This is a genomic window from Pengzhenrongella sicca, assembly GCF_017569225.1.
Classification (GTDB): Bacteria; Actinomycetota; Actinomycetes; order Actinomycetales; family Cellulomonadaceae; genus Pengzhenrongella; species Pengzhenrongella sicca.
The window spans coordinates 2,066,443-2,085,088 of record NZ_CP071868.1 but is presented as its reverse complement, the minus strand read 5'-3'; the positions used below and the strand labels follow the sequence as shown (position 1 = coordinate 2,085,088).

The following is an 18,646-nucleotide window of genomic DNA, read 5'->3' as shown; positions in this document are numbered from 1 at the left end:
GCGGGCGCGTCGGTGCGCGGCCGGGCGCTCGGGCTGCGGCCGCTACAGGTCGAGCAGGTCCGGGCTGAGCCCGGACTCGGTGTCCGGGATCCCGAGGTCGGCCGCACGCTTGTCGGCCGTCGCGAGCAGGCGCCGGATCCGGCCGGCGACGGCGTCCTTCGTCAGCGCGGGCTCGGCGAGCTTGCCGAGCTCCTCGAGCGACGCGTGCTTGTGCGCGAGCCGGAGCTCGCCGGCCTCGCGCAGGTGGTCGGGCAGCTCGGCGCCGAGGATCTCGAACGCGCGCTCGACGCGGGCGCCGGCGGCGACGGCCGCGCGCGCGGACCGGCGCAGGTTCGCGTCGTCGAAGTTCGCCAGCCGGTTCGCGGTGCCGCGCACCTCGCGCCGCATCCGGCGCTCCTCCCAGACCATCATCGCGTCGTGCGCACCCAGGCGGACGAGCATCGCGCTGATCGCGTCGCCGTCGCGGATGACCACGCGGTCGACGCCGCGGACCTCGCGGGCCTTCGCGGCGATGCCGAGCCGGCGCGCGGCCCCGACCAGCGCGAGCGCCGCCTCGGGCCCGGGGCAGGTGATCTCGAGCGAGGCGGACCGCCCGGGTTCGGTGAGGGAGCCGTGCGCGAGGAACGCGCCGCGCCACGCGGCCTCGGCCTCCCCGACCCCGCCGGAGACGACCTGCGGGGGCAGCCCGCGCACGGGCCGGCCGCGGTTGTCGAGCAGCCCGGTCTGGCGCGCGAGGGACTCGCCCTCCTTGACGACGCGGACGACGTAGCGGCTGCCGCGGCGCAGGCCGCCGGCGGAGACGACGATGACGTCGCTCGGGTGGCCATAGACCTCGGCGATGGCCTGCCGGAGCCGGCGCGCCGCGATGCCCGTGTCGAGCTCGGCCTCGATGACGATGCGCCCGGAGATGATGTGCAGCCCACCGGCGAACCGGAGCGTCGCCGAGACTTCGGCCTTGCGGCAGGAGGTCTTGTCGATGTGCAGCCGAGCGAGCTCGTCCTTCACCTGTGCCGTCAGCGCCATGCGCGCCATCCTGCCATCTACCGTGCGCGGGTTCCGACGTCGCCGAGGAAGTCGTCGAACACGTCCCGGTACGCCGCGGCGAGCCGCAGCGGGTCGTGGTGCGGCGTCCCGTCGCCGGTGCGGACCTGCCGCAGGAGCAGCCGCGCGCCGAGCTCCGTGGCGGCCTCGATCAGGGGCTCGACGTCGTCGACGGCGCGCGGGTCGGCGATCACGGCGTCGATGTGCAGGCCGGGGGCGTGCTGGTGGAGCACCTGCAGGTGCTCCGTGAGGCTCATCCCGTCAGTCTCGCCGTGCGTCTCAGCGGACAGGTTGAGGGTGACGCAGCGGCGCGCGGAGGTGCGGTGCAGGGCCGCGGCGAGCTCGGGCACCAGCAGGTGCGGCAGCACCGACGTGTACCAGGAGCCCGGGCCGAGCACGATCCAGTCGGCGGCGTCGATCGCGGCGACCGCCTCGGGGCACGCGGGCGGGTCGGCCGGGGTGAGCCGGATCTGCTCGATCCGGCCCTGCGCGACCGCGACGGCGCTCTGCCCGCGCACCACGCGCGTGCGGGCGACGCCCGGGCCGCCGGACGGGACGAGCTCCGCGACGTCGGCCTCGATCGCGAGCGGGACGGCCGCCATCGGCAGCACGCGGCCGCGGGCGCGCAGCAGCTGGCCCATCAGGTCGAGCCCCGCCACGGTGTCGCCGAGCTGCTCCCACACGGCGAGGATCAGCAGGTTGCCGACGGCGTGCTTGTCGAGGGTCCCGCTCGAGTGGAACCGGTGCTGGAGCACGTCGCTCCAGGTGCGGCCCCAGTCCGAGTCGTCGCTCAGCGCGGTGAGCGCCATCCGCAGGTCACCCGGAGGGAGCACCCCGAACTCCGAGCGCAGGCGGCCCGACGAGCCGCCGTCGTCGGCGACCGTGACCACCGCCGTGAGGCGGTCCGACATCAGCCGCAGCGCCGAGAGCGTCGCCGACAGCCCGTGGCCGCCGCCGAGCGCGACGACCGCCGGACCTGCGGCCCGTGCGCGGTTCACCGGGCTACTCCTTGCCGAGGTCGCGCGCCGCCACGGTGACCTGCTGGCCGCCCGCCCTCAGCTCGCTCGCGATCGCGTCGCTGACGGCGACCGATCGGTGCTTGCCGCCCGTGCAGCCGACCGCGATGGTCACGTATCGCTTCTCCTCCTTGAGGTAGCCCGCGAGCACGGGCTCGAGCGCCGCGACGTACCGCTCGATGAACACGCGGGCGCCGGGTAGGCCGAGCACGTAGTCCCGCACGGGCGCGTCGCGGCCCGTCAAGTGCCGCAGCTCGGTGACCCAGTACGGGTTGGCGAGGAAGCGCACGTCGACGACGTGGTCGGCGTCCAGCGGGATGCCGTACTTGAACCCGAAGGACAGGACGTTGATGCGCAGCACGTCGTCGGCCGTGCCCGAGACCGCCTTGCGGACCTCGCGCGCGAGGTCGTGCACGTTGAGCTCGGAGGTGTCGATGAGCACGTCGGCGCGCTCGCGCAGGTCGGACAGGAGCGTGCGCTCGGCCTCGATGCCGTCGAGGATCCGGCCGCGGCCCTGCAGCGGGTGCGGGCGCCGCACCTGCTCATAGCGGCGCACGAGCACCTCGTCGGACGCGTCGAGGAAGAGGATGTGGTAGTCGATGCCGGACTCGCGCAGCGTCGCGAGCACCTGCGCGAGGTCGACGAAGAACTCGCGGCCGCGGGCGTCGACGACTGCGGCGAGCCGCTGCACGCCCTCGCCGGGGGCGCCCCGGTTCATCATGCCGACCAGGTGCGACAGCATCTGCGCGGGCAGGTTGTCGACGACGTACCAGTCGAGGTCCTCGAGCACCGCCGCCGCGCGGGTGCGGCCGGCGCCGGACATGCCGGTGATGATCAGCACCTGCGCGGTGCTGAGCCGCGGTGCGGGGGTCACTGCCTCGAGCGCGGGGATGCCGCTGGGGACCGTGATCGGGTCGGGTTCGCCGGTCATGACCCCAGCATGCCAGTCGTGCCGGTCGGGGCGGGCGCGCCGGCGGCGCCGGTCGGGGCCGGCGGGGCGGGCGCGCCGGTCGCCGCCGGGGCCGCCAGCGCCGCGACGACGGCGGCGGCCGTGCGCTCCCCCATCCCCGGCACCGACGCGATCTCCTCGACGGACGCCGCGCGCAGCCGCTTGACCGACCCGAAGTGCGTGAGCAGCGAGCGGGACCGCGCGGGCCCGAGGCCCGGGACGTCGTCGAGCACGGACACCGTCATGCCCTTGCCGCGGCGCTTGCGGTGCGCTGTGATCGCGAACCGGTGCGCCTCGTCGCGCACGCGCTGGAGCAGGTACAGCCCCTCCGAGCTGCGCTCAAGGATGACCGGGTAGTCCTCCCCCGGCACCCAGACCTCCTCGAGGCGCTTGGCGAGGCCGCTGAGCGCGACGTCGTCAATGCCCAGGTCGGCCAGCGCCCGCGCGGCGGCGGCGACCTGCGGCGGCCCGCCGTCGACGACGACGAGGTTCGGCGGGTACGCGAACCGCGCCGGGCGGCCCGAGACCTCGGGCCCGACCTCGCCGCTGACGGGTCCGCTGACGACGCCAGCGCGCTCGGCGTCGCGGCCGTCCTCGTCGGTGCCCGTCTCGAGCTCGACCTCGCCGGACTGGGACCGCTCGGCGAGGTAGCGGCGGAACCGGCGCGTGATGACCTCGTACATCGCCGCGGTGTCGTCGCGCGCGCCGTCGCCGTCGGGCCCGCGCACGGCGAACGTGCGGTACTCGCTCTTGCGCGGCAGCCCGTCCTCGAACACGACCATCGAAGCCATCTGATAGGTACCTTGCGTCGTCGAGATGTCGTAGCACTCGATCCGCAGCGGCGCGGTGGGCAGGTCCAGCGCCTCCTGGATCTCGCGCAGCGCCTGGCTGCGCGTCGTGAGGTCGCCGGCGCGCCGGGTGCGGTGCAGCACGAGCGCGTGCTCGGCGTTGCGGCGGACCGTCTCGGCGAGCTCGCGCTTGTCGCCGCGCTGCGGGACCCGCACGTCCACGTGGCTGCCGCGCAGGCCGGTGAGCCAGGCGGTGACCTGGGCGGGGTCGGGCGGCAGCACGGGGACCAGCACCTCGCGCGGGACGGCGCCCGTCGCGGCGCGCACGGCCGGCGCCGGCTCGCCGCGCGAGCGCGACCCCGTCCCCCGGAACTCGGTCGCCTCCGCTCCGTAGACCTGCTGGAGCAGGTGCTCGACCAGCTCGGCGTCGGTGACGTCCTCCACCTTCTCGACGATCCAGCCGCGCTGACCGCGGATGCGGCCGTCGCGCACGTGGAACACCTGGATGGCGGCCTCGAGGTCGTCGCCGACGAGGGCGAAGATGTCGGCATCCGTCCCGTCCTGGAGCACGACCGCGTTCTTCTCGGTCGCCCGCTCGAGCGCGCCGATGTCGTCGCGCAGGCGAGCCGCCTGCTCGTAGTCCTGGATCTCGGCCGCCTCGCGCATGCGCTGCGTCAGGCGCTTGGTGAACTTGGCGGTGTCCCCCGCCATGAAGGCGCAGAAGTCCTCGGCCAGCGCGTGGTGGTCGTCGGGGCTGATCCGGCCGACGCACGGCGCCGAGCACTTCTCGATGTACCCGAGCAGGCACGGCCGACCCTGCTGGCCCGCGCGCTTGAACACGCCCGCCGAGCACGTGCGCACGGGGAATACCCGCAGCAGCAGGTCGACCGTCTCGCGGATCGCCCATGCGTGCGCGTACGGGCCGAAGTACCGCGTGCCGGGGCGCTTGGCTCCGCGCATGACCTGCACGCGCGGGAACGCGTCGGCGAGGGTGACCGCGAGGTACGGGTAGGACTTGTCGTCGCGGTACTTGACGTTGAACCGCGGGTCGTACTCCTTGATCCAGGAGTACTCGAGCGCGAGCGCCTCGACCTCTGTCCCGACGACGGTCCACTCGACCGACGCCGCCGACGTCACCATCGACTGCGTGCGCGGGTGCAGCGACGACAGGTCCTGGAAGTAGTTCGCGAGCCGCGACCGCAGGCTGATCGCCTTGCCCACGTAGATCACGCGGCCGTGCTCGTCGCGGAAGCGGTACACCCCCGGGGAGTCCGGGATCTGGCCCGGCGCGGGGCGGTACGTCGCGGGATCGGCCATGCGTTCGAGCCTAGTTCGTGCCTCCGACGGCCCGCCCCCGGAGCAGCGCGTGCAGGTGCATGTCGTGCCAGCCGTCGACGTGCAGCATCGCGTCGCGCTGCGTCCCCTCGAGCGCGTACCCGAGCCGGCGGGCCACGGCGCACGACCCCGGGTTGTGCACCGAGTGGCACAGCTCGAGCCGGTGCAGGCCGAGCTCCTCGACGGCCCACCGGCTCGCCTCCGCCCCGGCGTCGCTCGCGACCCCCCGCCGGCGGGCGGCGGGCAGCACCCAGTAGGCCAGCTCCGCGATCCCGCCCGCGAGGTCGAGGCGCCGCAGCGCGACCCGGCCGACGACGCCGTCGGCGCCCGCCACCGCCCAGCAGGCATCGGTCTCGGCGATCCACGCCGCAGTCCAGCCGCGCAGCCACGCGTTCGCCTGCGCCGCCGTCACGATGTGGCGCACCCCCCAGCGCTGGATCTCCGGGTCAGCGAAGGCGGTCAGCACCGCGGCGACGTCGTCGGCGTCGTCGGGGCGCCACGGCCGCAGCAGCAGGCCGCCCGCGGTCGTGAGCTCGGGCTGGGGACCGGCGCTCAGGGAGCCGGGCTGGACGACGGGGCCGACGGTGCGGGGCATGCCGCCATCCTCCCGCGCGCAGGCCCCGGACCCGATAGCGTTCGTGGATGGGCGCCCTACATTCGTACACCGTCAACGTCACCTGGACCGGCGCCGGCGACACCGGAACGTCGAGCTACACGGCCTACGGACGCGATCACGAGGTGGTGATCGCCGGCCGGCCCGTGATCCTGGGGTCCGCCGACCCGGCGTTCCGCGGCGACACCTCCCGGTACAGCCCCGAGCAGCTGTTCGTCGCCGCGCTGTCGGAATGCCACATGCTGTGGTTCCTGCACCAGGCCGCGAACGACGGGCTCGTGGTGGTCGGGTACTCCGACGACGCGGTCGGCACCATGCGGGTCGAGTCCGCGGGCGCCGGTCAGTTCACCGACGTCGTGATGCGCCCGCACGTGACGGTCCGGGTGCCCGCCGCCGAGGTAGACGACGCGGACGCCGCCGACGACCGCGCCGTGACCGACGCGCGGCTGCTCACCGTGCACCAGCGCGCGCACGACCACTGCTTCCTGTCGCGGTCCGTCAACTTCCCGGTCCTGCTGGAACCCACCCGGTTCGTGACCGAGCACTGACCCCGCCGCAGCTACGGGCGGCTCAGCTGGCCTTGGCCGCCGCGCGAGCCTTCGCGCTCCGCGCCGGGGCCTTGCGATTCGGCGCCTTGCCTGCCGGGAGGACGGCCGGAGCGACGCCGTTGCGGCCGGCGCCCTTCGCCGACGACGGCGGCGCGACCGGAGCCTCGGCCAGCAGCACGGGCGCGAGGTAGCGCCCGGTGTGGCTGGCCTTGACGCCGGCCACGTGCTCGGGCGTCCCCTCCGCGATGACCTTGCCGCCGCCGCTGCCGCCCTCGGGCCCCATATCGATGACCCAGTCCGCGTTCTTGATGACGTCGAGGTTGTGCTCGATGACCAGCACGCTGTTGCCCTTGTCGACCAGCGACTGGAGCACCCCGAGCAGCTTGCGGATGTCCTCGAAGTGCAGGCCGGTCGTGGGCTCGTCGAGCACGTAGATCGTCCGGCCGGTCGAGCGCTTCTGCAGCTCGGCCGCGAGCTTGACGCGCTGCGCCTCGCCGCCCGAGAGCGTCGGCGCGGGCTGGCCGAGCCGTACGTACCCGAGGCCGACGTCGACGAGCGTGCGCAGGTGCCGCGAGATCGCCGGCACGGCGGCGAAGAACTCCGCGGCCTCCTCGATCGGCATGTGCAGCACGTCGGCCACCGTCTTGCCCTTGAAGTGCACCTCGAGGGTCTCCCGGTTGTACCGGGCGGAGTGGCACACCTCGCACGGCACGTAGACGTCGGGCAGGAAGTTCATCTCGATCTTGAGCGTCCCGTCGCCCGAGCAGGCCTCGCAGCGGCCGCCCTTGACGTTGAACGAGAACCGCCCGGGCGCGTACCCGCGCACCTTCGCCTCGGTCGTCTCGGCAAACAGGCGCCGGACGTGGTCCCACACCCCGGTGTAGGTCGCGGGGTTGGACCGGGGCGTGCGGCCGATCGGGCCCTGGTCCACGTGCACGACCTTGTCGAGGTGCTCGAGGCCGGTGACCCGCTTGTGCCGGCCGGCGACCTGCCGCGCGCCGTTGAGCTCGTTCGCGAGCACGGTGTAGAGGATCGAATTGACGAGTGTCGACTTGCCCGAGCCGGACACGCCGGTGATCGCGACGAGCGTCCCGAGCGGGAACGACACGTCGATGCCCGTCAGGTTGTGCTCGCGCGCGCCGACGACCGTCAGCATCCGGTCCCGGTCGATCGCCCGGCGCTCGGCGGGCATCGGGATGGATCGGCGCCCCGACAGGTACGCGCCCGTCACGGACTCCTGCGCCGCGAGCAGCCCCGCGAGGTCACCCGAGTGCACGACGCGGCCGCCGTGCTCGCCCGCGCCCGGCCCGATGTCGACGATCCAGTCGGCCGACCGGATCGTGTCCTCGTCGTGCTCGACGACGATCAGCGTGTTGCCCAGGTCCCGCAGCCGCGTGAGCGTCTCGATGAGGCGGCGGTTGTCCCGCTGGTGCAGCCCGATGCTCGGCTCGTCGAGCACGTAGAGCACGCCGACGAGGCCGGAGCCGATCTGGGTGGCGAGCCGGATCCGCTGCGCCTCGCCGCCCGAGAGGGTGCCCGCGGGCCGCTCGAGCGAGAGGTAGTCGAGGCCGACGTCGAGCAAGAAGCCCAGCCGGGCCTGGATCTCCTTGAGCACCTGCGCGGCGATCGCCTGCTCGCGCTCGCCGAGCACGAGGGTGTCGAGGAAGTCGCGGGCCTCGCGGATCGGGAGCGCGCAGACCTGCGCGATCGACGACCCGCCGATGCGCACGGCGAGCACCTCGGGCTTGAGCCGCGCGCCCTGGCACACCGGGCACGGGACCTCGCGCATGAAGGCCTCGTACTTCTCCTTGCTCCACTCCGAGTCGGTCTCGCCGTGCCGGCGCTCGAGGAACGTGATGACGCCCTCGAACCCGGTCGAGTACTGCCGCTCGCGGCCCCACCGGTTCTTGTACTTGACCTTGACCTCGTGGTTCTCGCCGTGCAGCACCGCGTCCTTCGCGCGCTGCGGCAGCGCGCGCCACGGCACGTCCATCGAGAACCCGAGGTCGCTCGACAGCGCCGCGAGCACGCGAGCGAAGTACTCGGACGAGATCTGCGCCCAGGGCGCGACCGCGCCGTCGGCCAGCGACAGGTCCTCGTCCGGGATGACGAGCTCGGCGTCGACCTCGAGCCGGCTGCCGATGCCGGTGCACTCGGGGCACGCGCCGTAGGGCGCGTTGAACGAGAACGTGCGCGGCTCGATCTCCTCGAGCGCGAGCTGGTGGTCGTTCGGGCAGGCGCGGTGCTCGGAGAACCGGCGCTCACGCTCGGGGTCGTCGATGTCGGCGTCCACCAGCTCGACGACCAGCAGCCCGCCCGCCAGCCCGAGCGCGGTCTCGACCGAGTCGGTCAGGCGCCGGCGCACGCCCTCCTTCGCGGCGAGGCGGTCGATGACCACCTCGATGTCGTGCTTGAGCTTCTTCTCGAGCAGCGGCGGCTCGGTGAGCTGGACGACCGCGCCGTCGACCCGCGCGCGCGCGAAGCCCTTGGCCTGCAGCTCCTTGAACAGCTCGGAGTACTCGCCCTTGCGGCCGCGCACGACGGGCGCGAGCACCTGGTAGCGCGTGCCCTCTGGCAGCTCGAGCAGCCGGTCCACGATCTGCTGGGGGGTCTGCTTGCTGACCTGCTCCCCGCACACGGGGCAGAACTGCGTCCCGGCGCGCGCGAACAGCAGCCGCAGGTAGTCGTACACCTCGGTGATCGTGCCGACGGTCGAGCGCGGGTTCCGGTTCGTCGACTTCTGGTCGATCGACACGGCCGGCGACAGGCCCTCGATGAAGTCGACGTCGGGCTTGTCCATCTGCCCGAGGAACTGGCGCGCGTACGCCGAGAGCGACTCGACGTAGCGGCGCTGGCCCTCGGCGAAGATCGTGTCGAAGGCGAGCGACGACTTGCCGGAGCCCGACAGTCCCGTGAACACGATGAGCTGGTCGCGCGGAAGATCGAGGTCGACGTTACGGAGATTGTGCTCGCGGGCGCCCTGGACGATGAGTCGGTCGTTCACGTCCACCATGGTACGGCGAACTTCCCACAAGCGCACACCTGTTCGAACGGGCGGCTCGGGGTGTCGACCCGGGCGCGCGGAGGCAGACTGGCCCGGTGCCTCCCACCACCCCCGCGTCGACGCCCATCGAGGACTACGCCGTCCTGGGCGACGGGCAGACCGCCGCGCTGGTCTCCCGCGCCGGCTCGGTCGACTGGCTGTGCCTGCCGCGGTTCGACTCGCCCGCGTGCTTCGCGGCGCTGCTGGGCGGGCCCGAACACGGCCGCTGGCTGCTCACGGTGCGCGACCCGATCTCGATCACGCGCCGGTACCTCGACGACTCGTTCGTGCTCGAGACCACGTACGTCGCGGCCACCGGGACCGCCGTGATGCTCGAGGCGATGCCGCTCGGGGACGGCCGCGCCGACCTCGTGCGCCGCCTCGAGGTGACCAGCGGGACGGTCACGGTCGAGCACGAGTGGATCGTGCGGTTCGGGTACGGCGCGTTCGAGCCGTGGGTGCACCACGTCACCGACCCGCAGGGGTTCGACTCGATCCGCGCGATCGCCGGCCCCGACTCGCTGCTGCTGCGCGGCGACCGCCTCCCGACCGCCGTCGACCACCGGCACACCGACCTGTTCGACCTGTCCGCCGGAGAGTTCGTCGAGTTCGCCGCCACCTGGTCGCACTCCTGGCTGCCCGTGCCGGAGCGCCTGTCCATCACCGCGCGGCTCGACGCGACCCGCGCCCGCTGGGGCGAGTGGGCCCGCAGCTGCGCGTACTACGGGGACTACCGCGACGCCGTCGTCCGCTCGCTGCTCGTGCTGCGGATGCTCACCGACGCAGAGACGGGCGGCATCGTCGCGGCGCCGACGACGTCGCTGCCCGAGCAGCCCGGCGGCGAACGCAACTGGGACTACCGGTACTGCTGGCTGCGCGACGCCGCGATGACGCTCGAGGCGTTCCTCGAGTTCGGCTACCGCGAGGAGGCGACCGAGTGGCGCGACTGGCTGCTGCGCGCCGTCGCCGGCAGCCCGCAGGACCTGCAGATCATGTACGGCGCCGACGGGCGCCGGGACCTGCCCGAGCGCGAGCTCGACCACCTGCCGGGCTACGCGGGATCCCGCCCGGTCCGGATCGGGAACGCCGCCGTCGACCAGATCCAGAACGACGTGCTCGGCGAGGTGATGAGCGCGCTGCACATGGCCCGGCACGCCGGCCTCGCGGACACGCCCGACAGCTGGTCGCTCGAGCGCACGCTCGTCGCCGACCTCGAGCTGCGGTGGCGCGAGCCGGACCGCGGCATCTGGGAGGTCCGCGGCGACGCGCGGCACTTCACGCACTCGAAGGTGATGGCGTGGGCGGCGCTCGACCGCGCCGTCCGCGCGATCGAGGAGCACGGGCTGTCCGGCCCGCTCGAGCGCTGGCGCGCCGTGCGCGCCGAGATCCGCGCCGACGTGCTGGCGAACGGCTTCGACGCCGAGCGCGGCACGTTCGTCCAGTACTACGGCGCGACGCACACGGACGCCTCGCTCCTGCAGATCGTGCAGGTGGGGTTTCTGCCCGCGACCGACCCGCGCTTCCTCGGCACGCTCGCGGCGATCCGCGCCGAGCTCGAGGTCGGCGACGGCCTGCTGCGCCGGTATCGCACCGAGAAGACCGACGACGGCCTGGCCGGCAGCGAGCACCCGTTCCTCGCCTGCAGCTTCTGGCTCGCCGACGCGGTCGCGCGCACCGGCGACGTCGCGGAGTCGGCGCGCCTGCTGGACCGGCTGACCGGGCTCGTCAACGACGTCGGCCTCCTGTCCGAGGAGTACGACGTCGACGGCGCGCGGATGGTCGGCAACTTCCCGCAGGCCCTGTCCCACCTCGCGCTCGTGCGCGCGGTGCACAGCCACAACGACGCCGCGCACGGCATCGACCCGACGACGCCGATGACCCCGGTGCACGCCGACCGGATGCGGCGGGCGGCCCATGACCTACACCGGTGACGTCGTACGCGGCGGGCCGGCTGCGGTGCGCGAGCTGGCCGACGTCGTCGTCCGCAAGGTCTGCGTCGGCCCGCTCGGCAACAACGCCTACCTCCTGACGTGCCGCGCGAGCGGCGCGCAGCTGCTCATCGACGCCGCCGACGACGCCCCGGCGCTCGCCGCCTTGGTCCGCGCGGGCTCGCCGGCCGGCCGCCTCGACGTCGTCCTGACGACGCACCGGCACGCGGACCACCAGCGGGCGCTGCGCGCGGTCGTGGCGGCGACGGGTGCGGACACCGCCGCCGGGGCCGACGACGCGGCGGGCATCGACGTCCCGACGACGCGCCTGCTGCACGACGGCGACGTGCTCGCCGTCGGCGAGCTCCGGCTCGAGGTCATCGGCCTGCGCGGGCACACGCCGGGCTCCGTCGCGCTGGCGTACCGGGAGCCGGACGGGCGCGCGCACCTGTTCACCGGCGACTCGCTGTTCCCCGGCGGCGTCGGCAACACCGACCACGACCCGACGCGATTCGCGAGCCTGCTCGACGACGTCATAACGCGGCTCTTCGACCGCTTCGACGACGCGACTTGGGTCTACCCGGGCCACGGCCCCGACACAACCCTAGAAACGGACCGCCCCCACCTAGCGCAATGGCGCACCCGCGGCTGGTAACCCCCCTCCCGCGCCACCCCGCTCCCGACAGCCCACCCCCCACCCGGTTTTCAGGGGATCCGGTGCGTCTGACGCACAGGATCCCCTGAAAACCGGCTCAGGTGCTCAGGTGCTCAGGTGAGGGGGCCTAGGTGGGCGCGGGCTACCGTTGCGTGGGCCGACTCCTCGTCCGAGGGGTGGAAGATCCCCGCAAGCACGTCCCGGTACAGGCGGCCGAGCTCGCCGCCCGTGAAGTACGACGACCCGCCCGACACGCGCAGCGCCTGGTCGACGACGAACCGCGCGTTCTCGACCGCGCGCACCTTGAGCCCGACGAGCTTGGCGAACCAGAGGGAGCCGTGGTCGGCCAGCTCGTCGACGTCGCGTGCGAGGGCGCCCACCTGGGGCTCGATGCCGTCCTGCGCGATCGCGGCGGCGGCAATCTTCCAGCGGATGTCCGGGTCCTGCGCGTACGTCCGGCCCTCGTTCTTCATCGACGTGCGCCGGTGCGCGGAGGCCACCGCGAGCTCGACCGCGCGGCGCCCGATCCCGGTGTAGACCGCCGCGAGCAGGATCTCGAAGGTCGCGAAGAGCGCGAAGATGAACGGGTCGGCGCTCGGGCCCACGGGGAGCGTGCGGTGCACCGCTTCCCGCGGCGCGAGGACGCCGTCGAGCACGGTGGTGCCGCTCTGGGTCGCGCGCATACCGAGCGTGTCCCAGTCGTCGCGCACCTCGATGCCGCCCGCGTCGCGGCGGATCACCGCGTGCACGAGCAGGGGCACGTCGGGGTCGGAGTCGTCGCGGCCGAACGTGGCCAGGCGCGTCCACACGGGCGACAGCGAGGTGAAGATCTTGGTACCCGTGAACCGGTACCCGCCGTCGGACTGCGGCTCCGCGCGCGTGCGCGAGTCGAACATGACCAGGTCGTTGCCCGCCTCGGAGTTGCCGAACGCGAAGACCTCCCCGCGGGCGGCCTCGGCCGTGATGTGGTCGAGGGTGTGGTCGCCGCGGTCGGCGAGGACCTGGGCCAGGCCCGTCACGACCAGGTGCATGTTCACGGCGAGGGCCGTCGCGGGCGCCGCCGCGCCGAGGCGGACCTGCTCGCGCGCGACGTCGCGGAGGGTCAGGCCGAGCCCGCCTGCGCTGACCGGGACGAACGCCCTGAGGTAGCCGACGGCGACGAGGTCGGCCAGGTCCTCGTGCGGGAAGGTGTTCGTCGCGTCGTAGCCCGCGGCGCGCGAGCGGATGGTCGCGAGCAGCTCCGCCGAGAGGACGGGCGCGGCGGCACGCGGCGCGGCGGGCGTGGGCTCGGGGACGGTGGCGGCGGGAAGCTGGGGGTCGGGAGTCATCCGTCTACCTTCTCCCGCGGATCCGGGTGCCGCCTCCCCCGTCCGCGCGGAGCAGGTGACCGGTGGGACTGGAGGGACCAGGCTGCAGCACATCGGGGCGACTCGAGCCCCACGCGCACCATGCTCCGCGCCGAAGGGTGCTCATCGGCGCGCGCCGCGGCCTAGATCGCGCCACAGACCCACGTGCGCTCTCCAGCCCCGGCGCGCTGGGGCAGGATGGCGCGATGACCGTCTACGCAGTCCGCTACACCTACGACGCCCGCTCCAACCGCCGGGACGAGGTGCGCCCCGAGCACCGAGCGTTCCTCGCCGAGCTGCACGCGGCCGGCACCCTGCTCGCGTCGGGCCCGCTCGGAGACGCCGACGACGGCACGCCGGGCGCGCTGCTGATCGTCGCCGCCGCGTCGGCCGAGGCCGTCGCCGCCGTGCTCGACGCGGACCCGTTCGCGCGCGAGGGCCTGGTCGCGGCCCGCGAGGTGCGGGCGTGGACCCAGGTCTACGGGCCCTGGACCGACTGAACGGCCGACCGCGCGGCGACCCGGTCGTCGTGCCGGGACTTCAGGATGCTCGCGACGGCCGTGACGACCAGGGTCCCGAGGATCGCGCCGAGCGAGATCCCGATCGGCAGGTCCGGCGCCCAGCCGACCGGCTCGCCGCCGTTGATGAACGGCAGCTTGTTCTCATGCAGCGCGTGCAGCAGCAGCTTGACGCCGATGAAGCCGAGCAGCACCGCGAGCCCGATGTTCAGGTACACGAGCCGCGACAGCAGGCCGCCGAGCAGGAAGTACAGCTGGCGCAGGCCCATCAGCGCGAAGAGGTTCGCCATCAGGATGAGGTACGGCTCGCTGGTCAGGCCGAAGATCGCCGGGATCGAGTCGAACGCGAACAGCAGGTCGGTCGCGCCGAGCGCTACGAGCACGATGAGCATCGGCGTGATGACCCGGCGGCCGTCGATCTTCGCGGTCAGCTGCACGCCGTGGTACTCGGTCGTCGACGGCAGCGCGCGCTGGAGCCAGCGCACGACCAGCGGCGGCGTGAACTCCTCGTCCTCCGACTCGACGTTGCGGCCGACCTTGACCGCGGTCCACACCAGGAACGCCCCGAACAGGTAGAACACCCAGCTGAAGTTGCTGATGGCGGCCGCGCCGAGGCCGATGAAGATCCCGCGAAAGACGAGCGCCAGGATGATCCCCACGAGCAGCGCCGACTGCTGGAACTGGCGCGGCACGCGGAACTTCCCCATGATCAGCAGAAAGACGAAGAGGTTGTCGACCGAGAGTGAGTACTCGGTCAGCCAGCCCGCGTAGAACTCCCCCGCGAACTGCGCGCCCGAGGTCGCCCAGACGCCGAGCCCGAACAGCAGCGCCATCCCGACGTACACGGCGAGGTAGCGCAGGCACTCGGCGGTCTCCGGCACGTGCGGGCGGCGGGCCACGATGACGACGTCGACGATCAGCAGCGCGACGGCAAGGCCGAGCGAGACCAGCCAAGCCAACGGGGAGACATCCATGTAAAGACCTCCGGTACGACGAGAGATTCCGAAGGCCTCCACCGCGCGGGAGCACTCCCCAACGATCGTGAATTCTACGGCACCTCGCGCGGCGGGCGCCGGGACGCCTCAGGCAGTCGCGGAGTGCATCTGGCGCAGCTCGCGCTTGAGCCCGGAGATCTCGTCGCGCAGCCGGGCGGCGAGCTCGAACTGCAGCTCCGCCGCCGCGCCGTGCATCTGGTCGCTGAGCTCCTGGATCAGCTCCGCGAGCTCGCTCGCGGCCGCGCCCACGAGCCGGACCCGGCCGCCGGGCGCGCCGGCCGCCGCCCCCGCTCCGGTCGACGGCACCGGGGCCCGGCCGCGGACCGGCTTGCGGTAGCCGCCCGCGAGCAGCTCCGCCGTGTCGACGTCCTCGCGCGCGAGCATGTCGGTGATGTCGCCGATCTTCTTGCGCAGCGGCGTCGGGTCGATGCCGTGCTCGAGGTTGTACGCGACCTGCTTGGCTCGGCGGCGCGTCGTCTCGTCGATCGCACGCGCCATCGACGGCGTGATCTTGTCGGCGTACATGTGCACCTCGCCCGACACGTTGCGGGCCGCGCGGCCGATCGTCTGGATGAGCGCCGTGCCCGAGCGCAGGAAGCCCTCCTTGTCGGCGTCCAGGATGCTCACGAGCGACACCTCGGGCAGGTCGAGGCCCTCGCGCAGCAGGTTGATCCCGACGAGCACGTCGAACTTGCCCATCCGCAGCTCGCGCAGCAGCTCGACGCGGCGCAGCGTGTCGACCTCGGAGTGCAGGTACTCGACCCGGACGTCCTTCTCCTGCAGGTAGTCCGTGAGGTCCTCGGACATCTTCTTGGTGAGCGTCGTGACGAGCACGCGCTCGTTGCGCTCGGCGCGCACCCGGATCTCCTCGAGCAGGTCGTCGATCTGGCCCGCGGTCGGCTTGACGACCACCTGCGGGTCGACCAGCCCGGTGGGGCGGATGATCTGCTCGACCGTGCCGTCGGCCATCGACAGCTCGTAGTTGCCCGGGGTCGCGGACAGGTAGACGGTCTGCCCGATGCGGTCGACGAACTCCTCCCAGCGCAGCGGCCGGTTGTCCATCGCGCTCGGCAGCCGGAAGCCGTGGTCGACGAGGTTGCGCTTGCGGGACATGTCCCCCTCGTACATCGCGCCGATCTGCGGGACGGTCACGTGCGACTCGTCGATGACGAGCAGGAAGTCCTCCGGGAAATAGTCGAGCAGCGTGTGCGGCGCGGTCCCGGCGGCGCGGCCGTCGATGTGCCGGGAGTAGTTCTCGATCCCCGAGCACGAGCCGATCTGGCGCATCATCTCGATGTCATAGGTCGTGCGCATGCGCAGCCGCTGCGCCTCGAGCAGCTTGCCCCCGCGCTCCATCTCCGCGAGCCGGCCCTCGAGCTCGGCCTCGATCGACCCGATCGCGCGCTCCATGCGCTCCGGCCCCGCGACGTAGTGCGTCGCGGGGAAGATGAACGTGTCCTGCTCCTGACGCACGACGTCGCCCGTCAGCGGGTGCAGCGTGGCGATGGCCTCGATCTCGTCGCCGAAGAACTCGATCCGGATCGCCAGCTCCTCGTACACGGGGATGATCTCCACCGTGTCCCCGCGCACCCGGAAGGTCCCGCGGGTGAAGGCGATGTCGTTGCGGGTGTACTGCATCGCGACGAACTTGCGCAGCAGCTGGTCCCGCTCGATCGTGTCTCCCACCGCGAGCCGGACCATCCGGTCCACGTACTCCTGCGGCGTGCCGAGGCCGTAGATGCACGACACGGACGCGACGACGACGACGTCGCGCCGGGTGAGCAGCGAGCTCGTGGCCGAGTGGCGGAGCCGCTCGACCTCGTCGTTGATCGACGAGTCCTTCTCGATGTAGGTGTCCGTCTGCGCGATGTACGCCTCGGGCTGGTAGTAGTCGTAGTACGAGACGAAGTACTCGACCGCGTTGTTGGGTAGCAGCTCGCGGAACTCGGTCGCGAGCTGCGCGGCCAGCGTCTTGTTCGGCGCCATCACGAGCGTCGGGCGCTGCAACTTCTCGATCAGCCACGCCGTCGTCGCGGACTTTCCGGTACCGGTGGCGCCCAGCAGCACCACGTCCTTCTCGCCCGCCTGCACGCGGGCTGTGAGGTCGGCGATCGCCGTCGGCTGGTCGCCCGAGGGCGTGTACTCGGAGATGACCTCGAACGGGGCGACGGTCCGCTGCAAATCGGTGACAGGACGCATTCGACAACCGTACGTCGAGCCACCCACACGCGCCGAAAGGGCCGTCAGACCTCGGCGTCGACCTCCGCGTCTGCCTCGGCCCGGATGCGCTCCCAGAGCGCGTCGACCTGCGCGCGGAGCTCGTCGACCGTCCCGGTGCCGTCCAGCACGACGTCGGCCACGGCCAGGCGCGCGGCGTCGTCGGCCTGCGCCTCGACCCGGTGCCGCGCCTCCTCGGGGCTCAGCCCGCGCTCCGCGACGAGCCGCGCCACGCGCGCCGGCGCCGGCGCGTGCACGACGACCAGCATGTGGAACGCGTCGGCCTGGCCCGTCTCGACGAGCAGCGGGATGTCGTGCACGACGACGGCGCCCGCCTGCGCCGCGCCCGCGGCGGCCTCGCGCTCGGCGGCCAGGCGACGCACGATCGGGTGCACGATCGCGTTGAGGCGGGACAGCTCGACCGGGTCGGCGAACACGATCGCGCCGAGCGCGGGCCGGTCCAGCGTGCCGTCGGGCGCGAGGATCCCCTCCCCGAAGGCCTCCACGACCTCGTCGAGCCCGACGGAGCCGGGACGCACCGCCTGCCGCGCGAGCACGTCGCTGTCGATCACGACGGCGCCCAGCTCGGCGAGCCGCGCCGCCACCACTGACTTGCCTGCCGCGATCCCGCCGGTCAATCCGATGCGTTGCATCAACTCATCCTGTCAGTCGGGGTCGGTCGGGTCGAGCGGCGCGTGGTGGTCGAAGTCCGCGCTGCCGCGCCGCCAGTAGCCGTTCACCTCGGCGCGGTCGGCCGGCAGGCCGAGCTCGCGGCGCAGGTACCGGCGCACGCCCACGAGCGTGCCGGCCTCGCCGCCGACCCACACGAAGGTGCCCGGCCCGATCGGCCCGAGGGCCCGGAGCTCGCGCTCGAGCACGCCCGAGGACCCGGCAGCGCCCTCGCGCCGCAGCCAACGCACCTCGACGCCGGCGCGGGGCAGCCCGAGGTACGCGCCGTCGTCGGCGGCCGAGACCTCGGCGAGCACGAGCACGGGCGTGGCGGCCGGCAGCAGGTCGAGCCACCGACCCACGGCGGGCAGCGCGCTCTCGTCGCAGGCCAGCACGAAGGCGTCGAAGCCCGCGGGCACGAGCTTCGAGCTTCGCGGGCCCGCGACGACGAGCTCGTCGCCCACGGCGGCGCGCGCAGCCCAGGTCGTGGCGGGCCCGCCGTCGGCGTGCAGCACGAGGTCGAGGTCGAGCTCGGGACCGCCGCCGGCGCCGATCGGCCGGAACGCCCGCGGCGTGTAGTCGCGCGGGTACGCCGTGCCGCTCGCGGGGCGCTGGAGCGCGCCGTCGACGAGCGTGGGCGCGCTGAGCTCGCCCGTGGCGGGGTCGGGGAAGAAGACCTTGACGTGGTCGGACGGCCCGGTCGAAACGAAGCCCGCGAGCTCGGGCCCGGCGAGCGTGACCCGCACGATGGCCCGCGTGACGGGCGCGACCCGCGCGACCGTGAGCCGGCGCACCGCCATCGGGTGCGGCACCTTGGCGCGCCCGGAGCGCCCGGTGCGCCCGGTGCGGTCGGGGACGCTGACGGTCGGGGCGCTGACGATCGGGGTGGTGTCGGTCATGTAGGTGACCCTAACAAGTGCGTCCCGCCGCCCGTGCCGCACACAGCAGCGGGCCGGCCACCCGAAGGTGACCGGCCCGCTGCGCG

15 protein-coding genes are annotated in these 18,646 nt (G+C 73.2%); 4 read left to right on the top strand and 11 right to left on the bottom strand.

All coding sequences use genetic code 11. The annotated features are described in order from the left end of the window. Positions 1–42: 42 nt before the first annotated feature. Genes whiA through J4E96_RS09560 form a run of 5 tightly spaced genes read right to left on the bottom strand, consistent with a single transcriptional unit; the run spans position 43 to position 5,724 of the window. Positions 43–1,023: a DNA-binding protein WhiA gene (gene whiA / locus J4E96_RS09580; protein ID WP_227425513.1), complete on the bottom strand. Its 981-nt coding sequence runs from the start codon at positions 1,021–1,023 to the stop codon at positions 43–45. 17 nt (positions 1,024–1,040) lie between these two features. Further along, positions 1,041–2,039: a gluconeogenesis factor YvcK family protein gene (locus J4E96_RS09575; RefSeq protein ID WP_227425512.1), complete on the bottom strand. Its 999-nt coding sequence runs from the start codon at positions 2,037–2,039 to the stop codon at positions 1,041–1,043. 4 nt (positions 2,040–2,043) lie between these two features. Next, positions 2,044–2,988: an RNase adapter RapZ gene (gene rapZ, locus J4E96_RS09570; protein WP_227425511.1), complete on the bottom strand. Its 945-nt coding sequence runs from the start codon at positions 2,986–2,988 to the stop codon at positions 2,044–2,046. Beyond that, positions 2,985–5,111, bottom strand: coding sequence for an excinuclease ABC subunit UvrC (gene uvrC / locus J4E96_RS09565; RefSeq protein ID WP_227425510.1), 2,127 nt, complete (start codon positions 5,109–5,111; stop codon positions 2,985–2,987). The genes rapZ and uvrC overlap by 4 nt, the downstream gene beginning before the upstream one ends. Positions 5,112–5,121: 10 nt before the next feature. After that, positions 5,122–5,724: a GNAT family N-acetyltransferase gene (locus tag J4E96_RS09560; protein ID WP_227425509.1), complete on the bottom strand. Its 603-nt coding sequence runs from the start codon at positions 5,722–5,724 to the stop codon at positions 5,122–5,124. Between the two features lie 47 nt (positions 5,725–5,771). On the opposite strand from J4E96_RS09560, the gene J4E96_RS09555 reads away from it, so the two are divergent. Then, positions 5,772–6,290: an OsmC family protein gene (locus J4E96_RS09555; protein WP_227425508.1), complete on the top strand. Its 519-nt coding sequence runs from the start codon at positions 5,772–5,774 to the stop codon at positions 6,288–6,290. Between the two features lie 22 nt (positions 6,291–6,312). On the opposite strand, the gene uvrA is transcribed toward J4E96_RS09555, so the two are convergent. Beyond that, positions 6,313–9,303 carry an excinuclease ABC subunit UvrA gene (uvrA, locus tag J4E96_RS09550; RefSeq protein ID WP_406620439.1) on the bottom strand — a complete coding sequence of 997 codons (2,991 nt, stop codon included), beginning with the start codon at positions 9,301–9,303 and terminating at the stop codon, positions 6,313–6,315. 86 nt (positions 9,304–9,389) lie between these two features. Between uvrA and J4E96_RS09545 the strand changes: the two genes are divergently transcribed. Together J4E96_RS09545 and J4E96_RS09540 are read left to right on the top strand one after the other, a co-directional pair. Next, on the top strand, positions 9,390–11,264 hold the full coding sequence (locus J4E96_RS09545; protein WP_227425506.1) for a glycoside hydrolase family 15 protein: 1,875 nt from the start codon (positions 9,390–9,392) through the stop codon (positions 11,262–11,264). Next, the gene (locus J4E96_RS09540) at positions 11,248–11,916 is read left to right on the top strand and encodes an MBL fold metallo-hydrolase (RefSeq protein WP_227425505.1); all 669 of its coding nucleotides are present in this window, start codon (positions 11,248–11,250) and stop codon (positions 11,914–11,916) included. Before J4E96_RS09545 ends, J4E96_RS09540 begins: the two co-directional genes overlap by 17 nt. 113 nt (positions 11,917–12,029) lie before the next feature. Here the strand turns inward: J4E96_RS09540 and J4E96_RS09535 are convergent, their stop codons facing one another. After that, positions 12,030–13,244: an acyl-CoA dehydrogenase family protein gene (locus J4E96_RS09535; protein WP_227425504.1), complete on the bottom strand. Its 1,215-nt coding sequence runs from the start codon at positions 13,242–13,244 to the stop codon at positions 12,030–12,032. A gap of 224 nt (positions 13,245–13,468) precedes the next feature. Between J4E96_RS09535 and J4E96_RS09530 the strand changes: the two genes are divergently transcribed. Then, positions 13,469–13,762 (top strand): YciI family protein, encoded by a 294-nt coding sequence (locus J4E96_RS09530; RefSeq protein WP_227425503.1) that lies wholly within the window; start codon positions 13,469–13,471, stop codon positions 13,760–13,762. Here J4E96_RS09530 and J4E96_RS09525 read toward each other — a convergent pair. The 4 genes from J4E96_RS09525 to J4E96_RS09510 form a co-directional block, all read right to left on the bottom strand. Beyond that, complete coding sequence (locus tag J4E96_RS09525; RefSeq protein WP_227425502.1) at positions 13,741–14,754, bottom strand: TerC family protein; 1,014 nt, start codon at positions 14,752–14,754, stop codon at positions 13,741–13,743. The two genes, J4E96_RS09530 and J4E96_RS09525, sit on opposite strands and share 22 nt — an antisense overlap. A 108-nt stretch (positions 14,755–14,862) precedes the next feature. Then, entirely contained in the window at positions 14,863–16,974 is a 2,112-nt protein-coding gene (gene uvrB, locus J4E96_RS09520; RefSeq protein WP_227425501.1) for an excinuclease ABC subunit UvrB, read from the bottom strand. Between the two features lie 44 nt (positions 16,975–17,018). Then, complete coding sequence (gene coaE, locus J4E96_RS09515) at positions 17,019–17,645, bottom strand: dephospho-CoA kinase (RefSeq protein ID WP_227425500.1); 627 nt, start codon at positions 17,643–17,645, stop codon at positions 17,019–17,021. 12 nt (positions 17,646–17,657) lie between these two features. Then, a complete protein-coding gene (locus J4E96_RS09510; protein ID WP_227425499.1) occupies positions 17,658–18,560 on the bottom strand; it encodes a siderophore-interacting protein in 903 nt (300 codons plus the stop codon). Positions 18,561–18,646 lie beyond the last annotated feature (86 nt).

Coding starts and splice junctions, on each gene's coding strand:
- whiA (WP_227425513.1), bottom strand. CDS start 1,023: ATGGCGCTGACGGCACAGGTGAAGGACGAGCTCGCTCGGCTGCACATC.
- rapZ (WP_227425511.1), bottom strand. CDS start 2,988: ATGACCGGCGAACCCGACCCGATCACGGTCCCCAGCGGCATCCCCGCG.
- uvrC (WP_227425510.1), bottom strand. CDS start 5,111: ATGGCCGATCCCGCGACGTACCGCCCCGCGCCGGGCCAGATCCCGGAC.
- J4E96_RS09560 (WP_227425509.1), bottom strand. CDS start 5,724: ATGCCCCGCACCGTCGGCCCCGTCGTCCAGCCCGGCTCCCTGAGCGCC.
- J4E96_RS09555 (WP_227425508.1), top strand. CDS start 5,772: ATGGGCGCCCTACATTCGTACACCGTCAACGTCACCTGGACCGGCGCC.
- uvrA (WP_406620439.1), bottom strand. CDS start 9,303: ATGGTGGACGTGAACGACCGACTCATCGTCCAGGGCGCCCGCGAGCAC.
- J4E96_RS09540 (WP_227425505.1), top strand. CDS start 11,248: ATGACCTACACCGGTGACGTCGTACGCGGCGGGCCGGCTGCGGTGCGC.
- J4E96_RS09535 (WP_227425504.1), bottom strand. CDS start 13,244: ATGACTCCCGACCCCCAGCTTCCCGCCGCCACCGTCCCCGAGCCCACG.
- J4E96_RS09530 (WP_227425503.1), top strand. CDS start 13,469: ATGACCGTCTACGCAGTCCGCTACACCTACGACGCCCGCTCCAACCGC.
- J4E96_RS09525 (WP_227425502.1), bottom strand. CDS start 14,754: ATGGATGTCTCCCCGTTGGCTTGGCTGGTCTCGCTCGGCCTTGCCGTC.
- uvrB (WP_227425501.1), bottom strand. CDS start 16,974: ATGCGTCCTGTCACCGATTTGCAGCGGACCGTCGCCCCGTTCGAGGTC.
- coaE (WP_227425500.1), bottom strand. CDS start 17,645: ATGCAACGCATCGGATTGACCGGCGGGATCGCGGCAGGCAAGTCAGTG.
- J4E96_RS09510 (WP_227425499.1), bottom strand. CDS start 18,560: ATGACCGACACCACCCCGATCGTCAGCGCCCCGACCGTCAGCGTCCCC.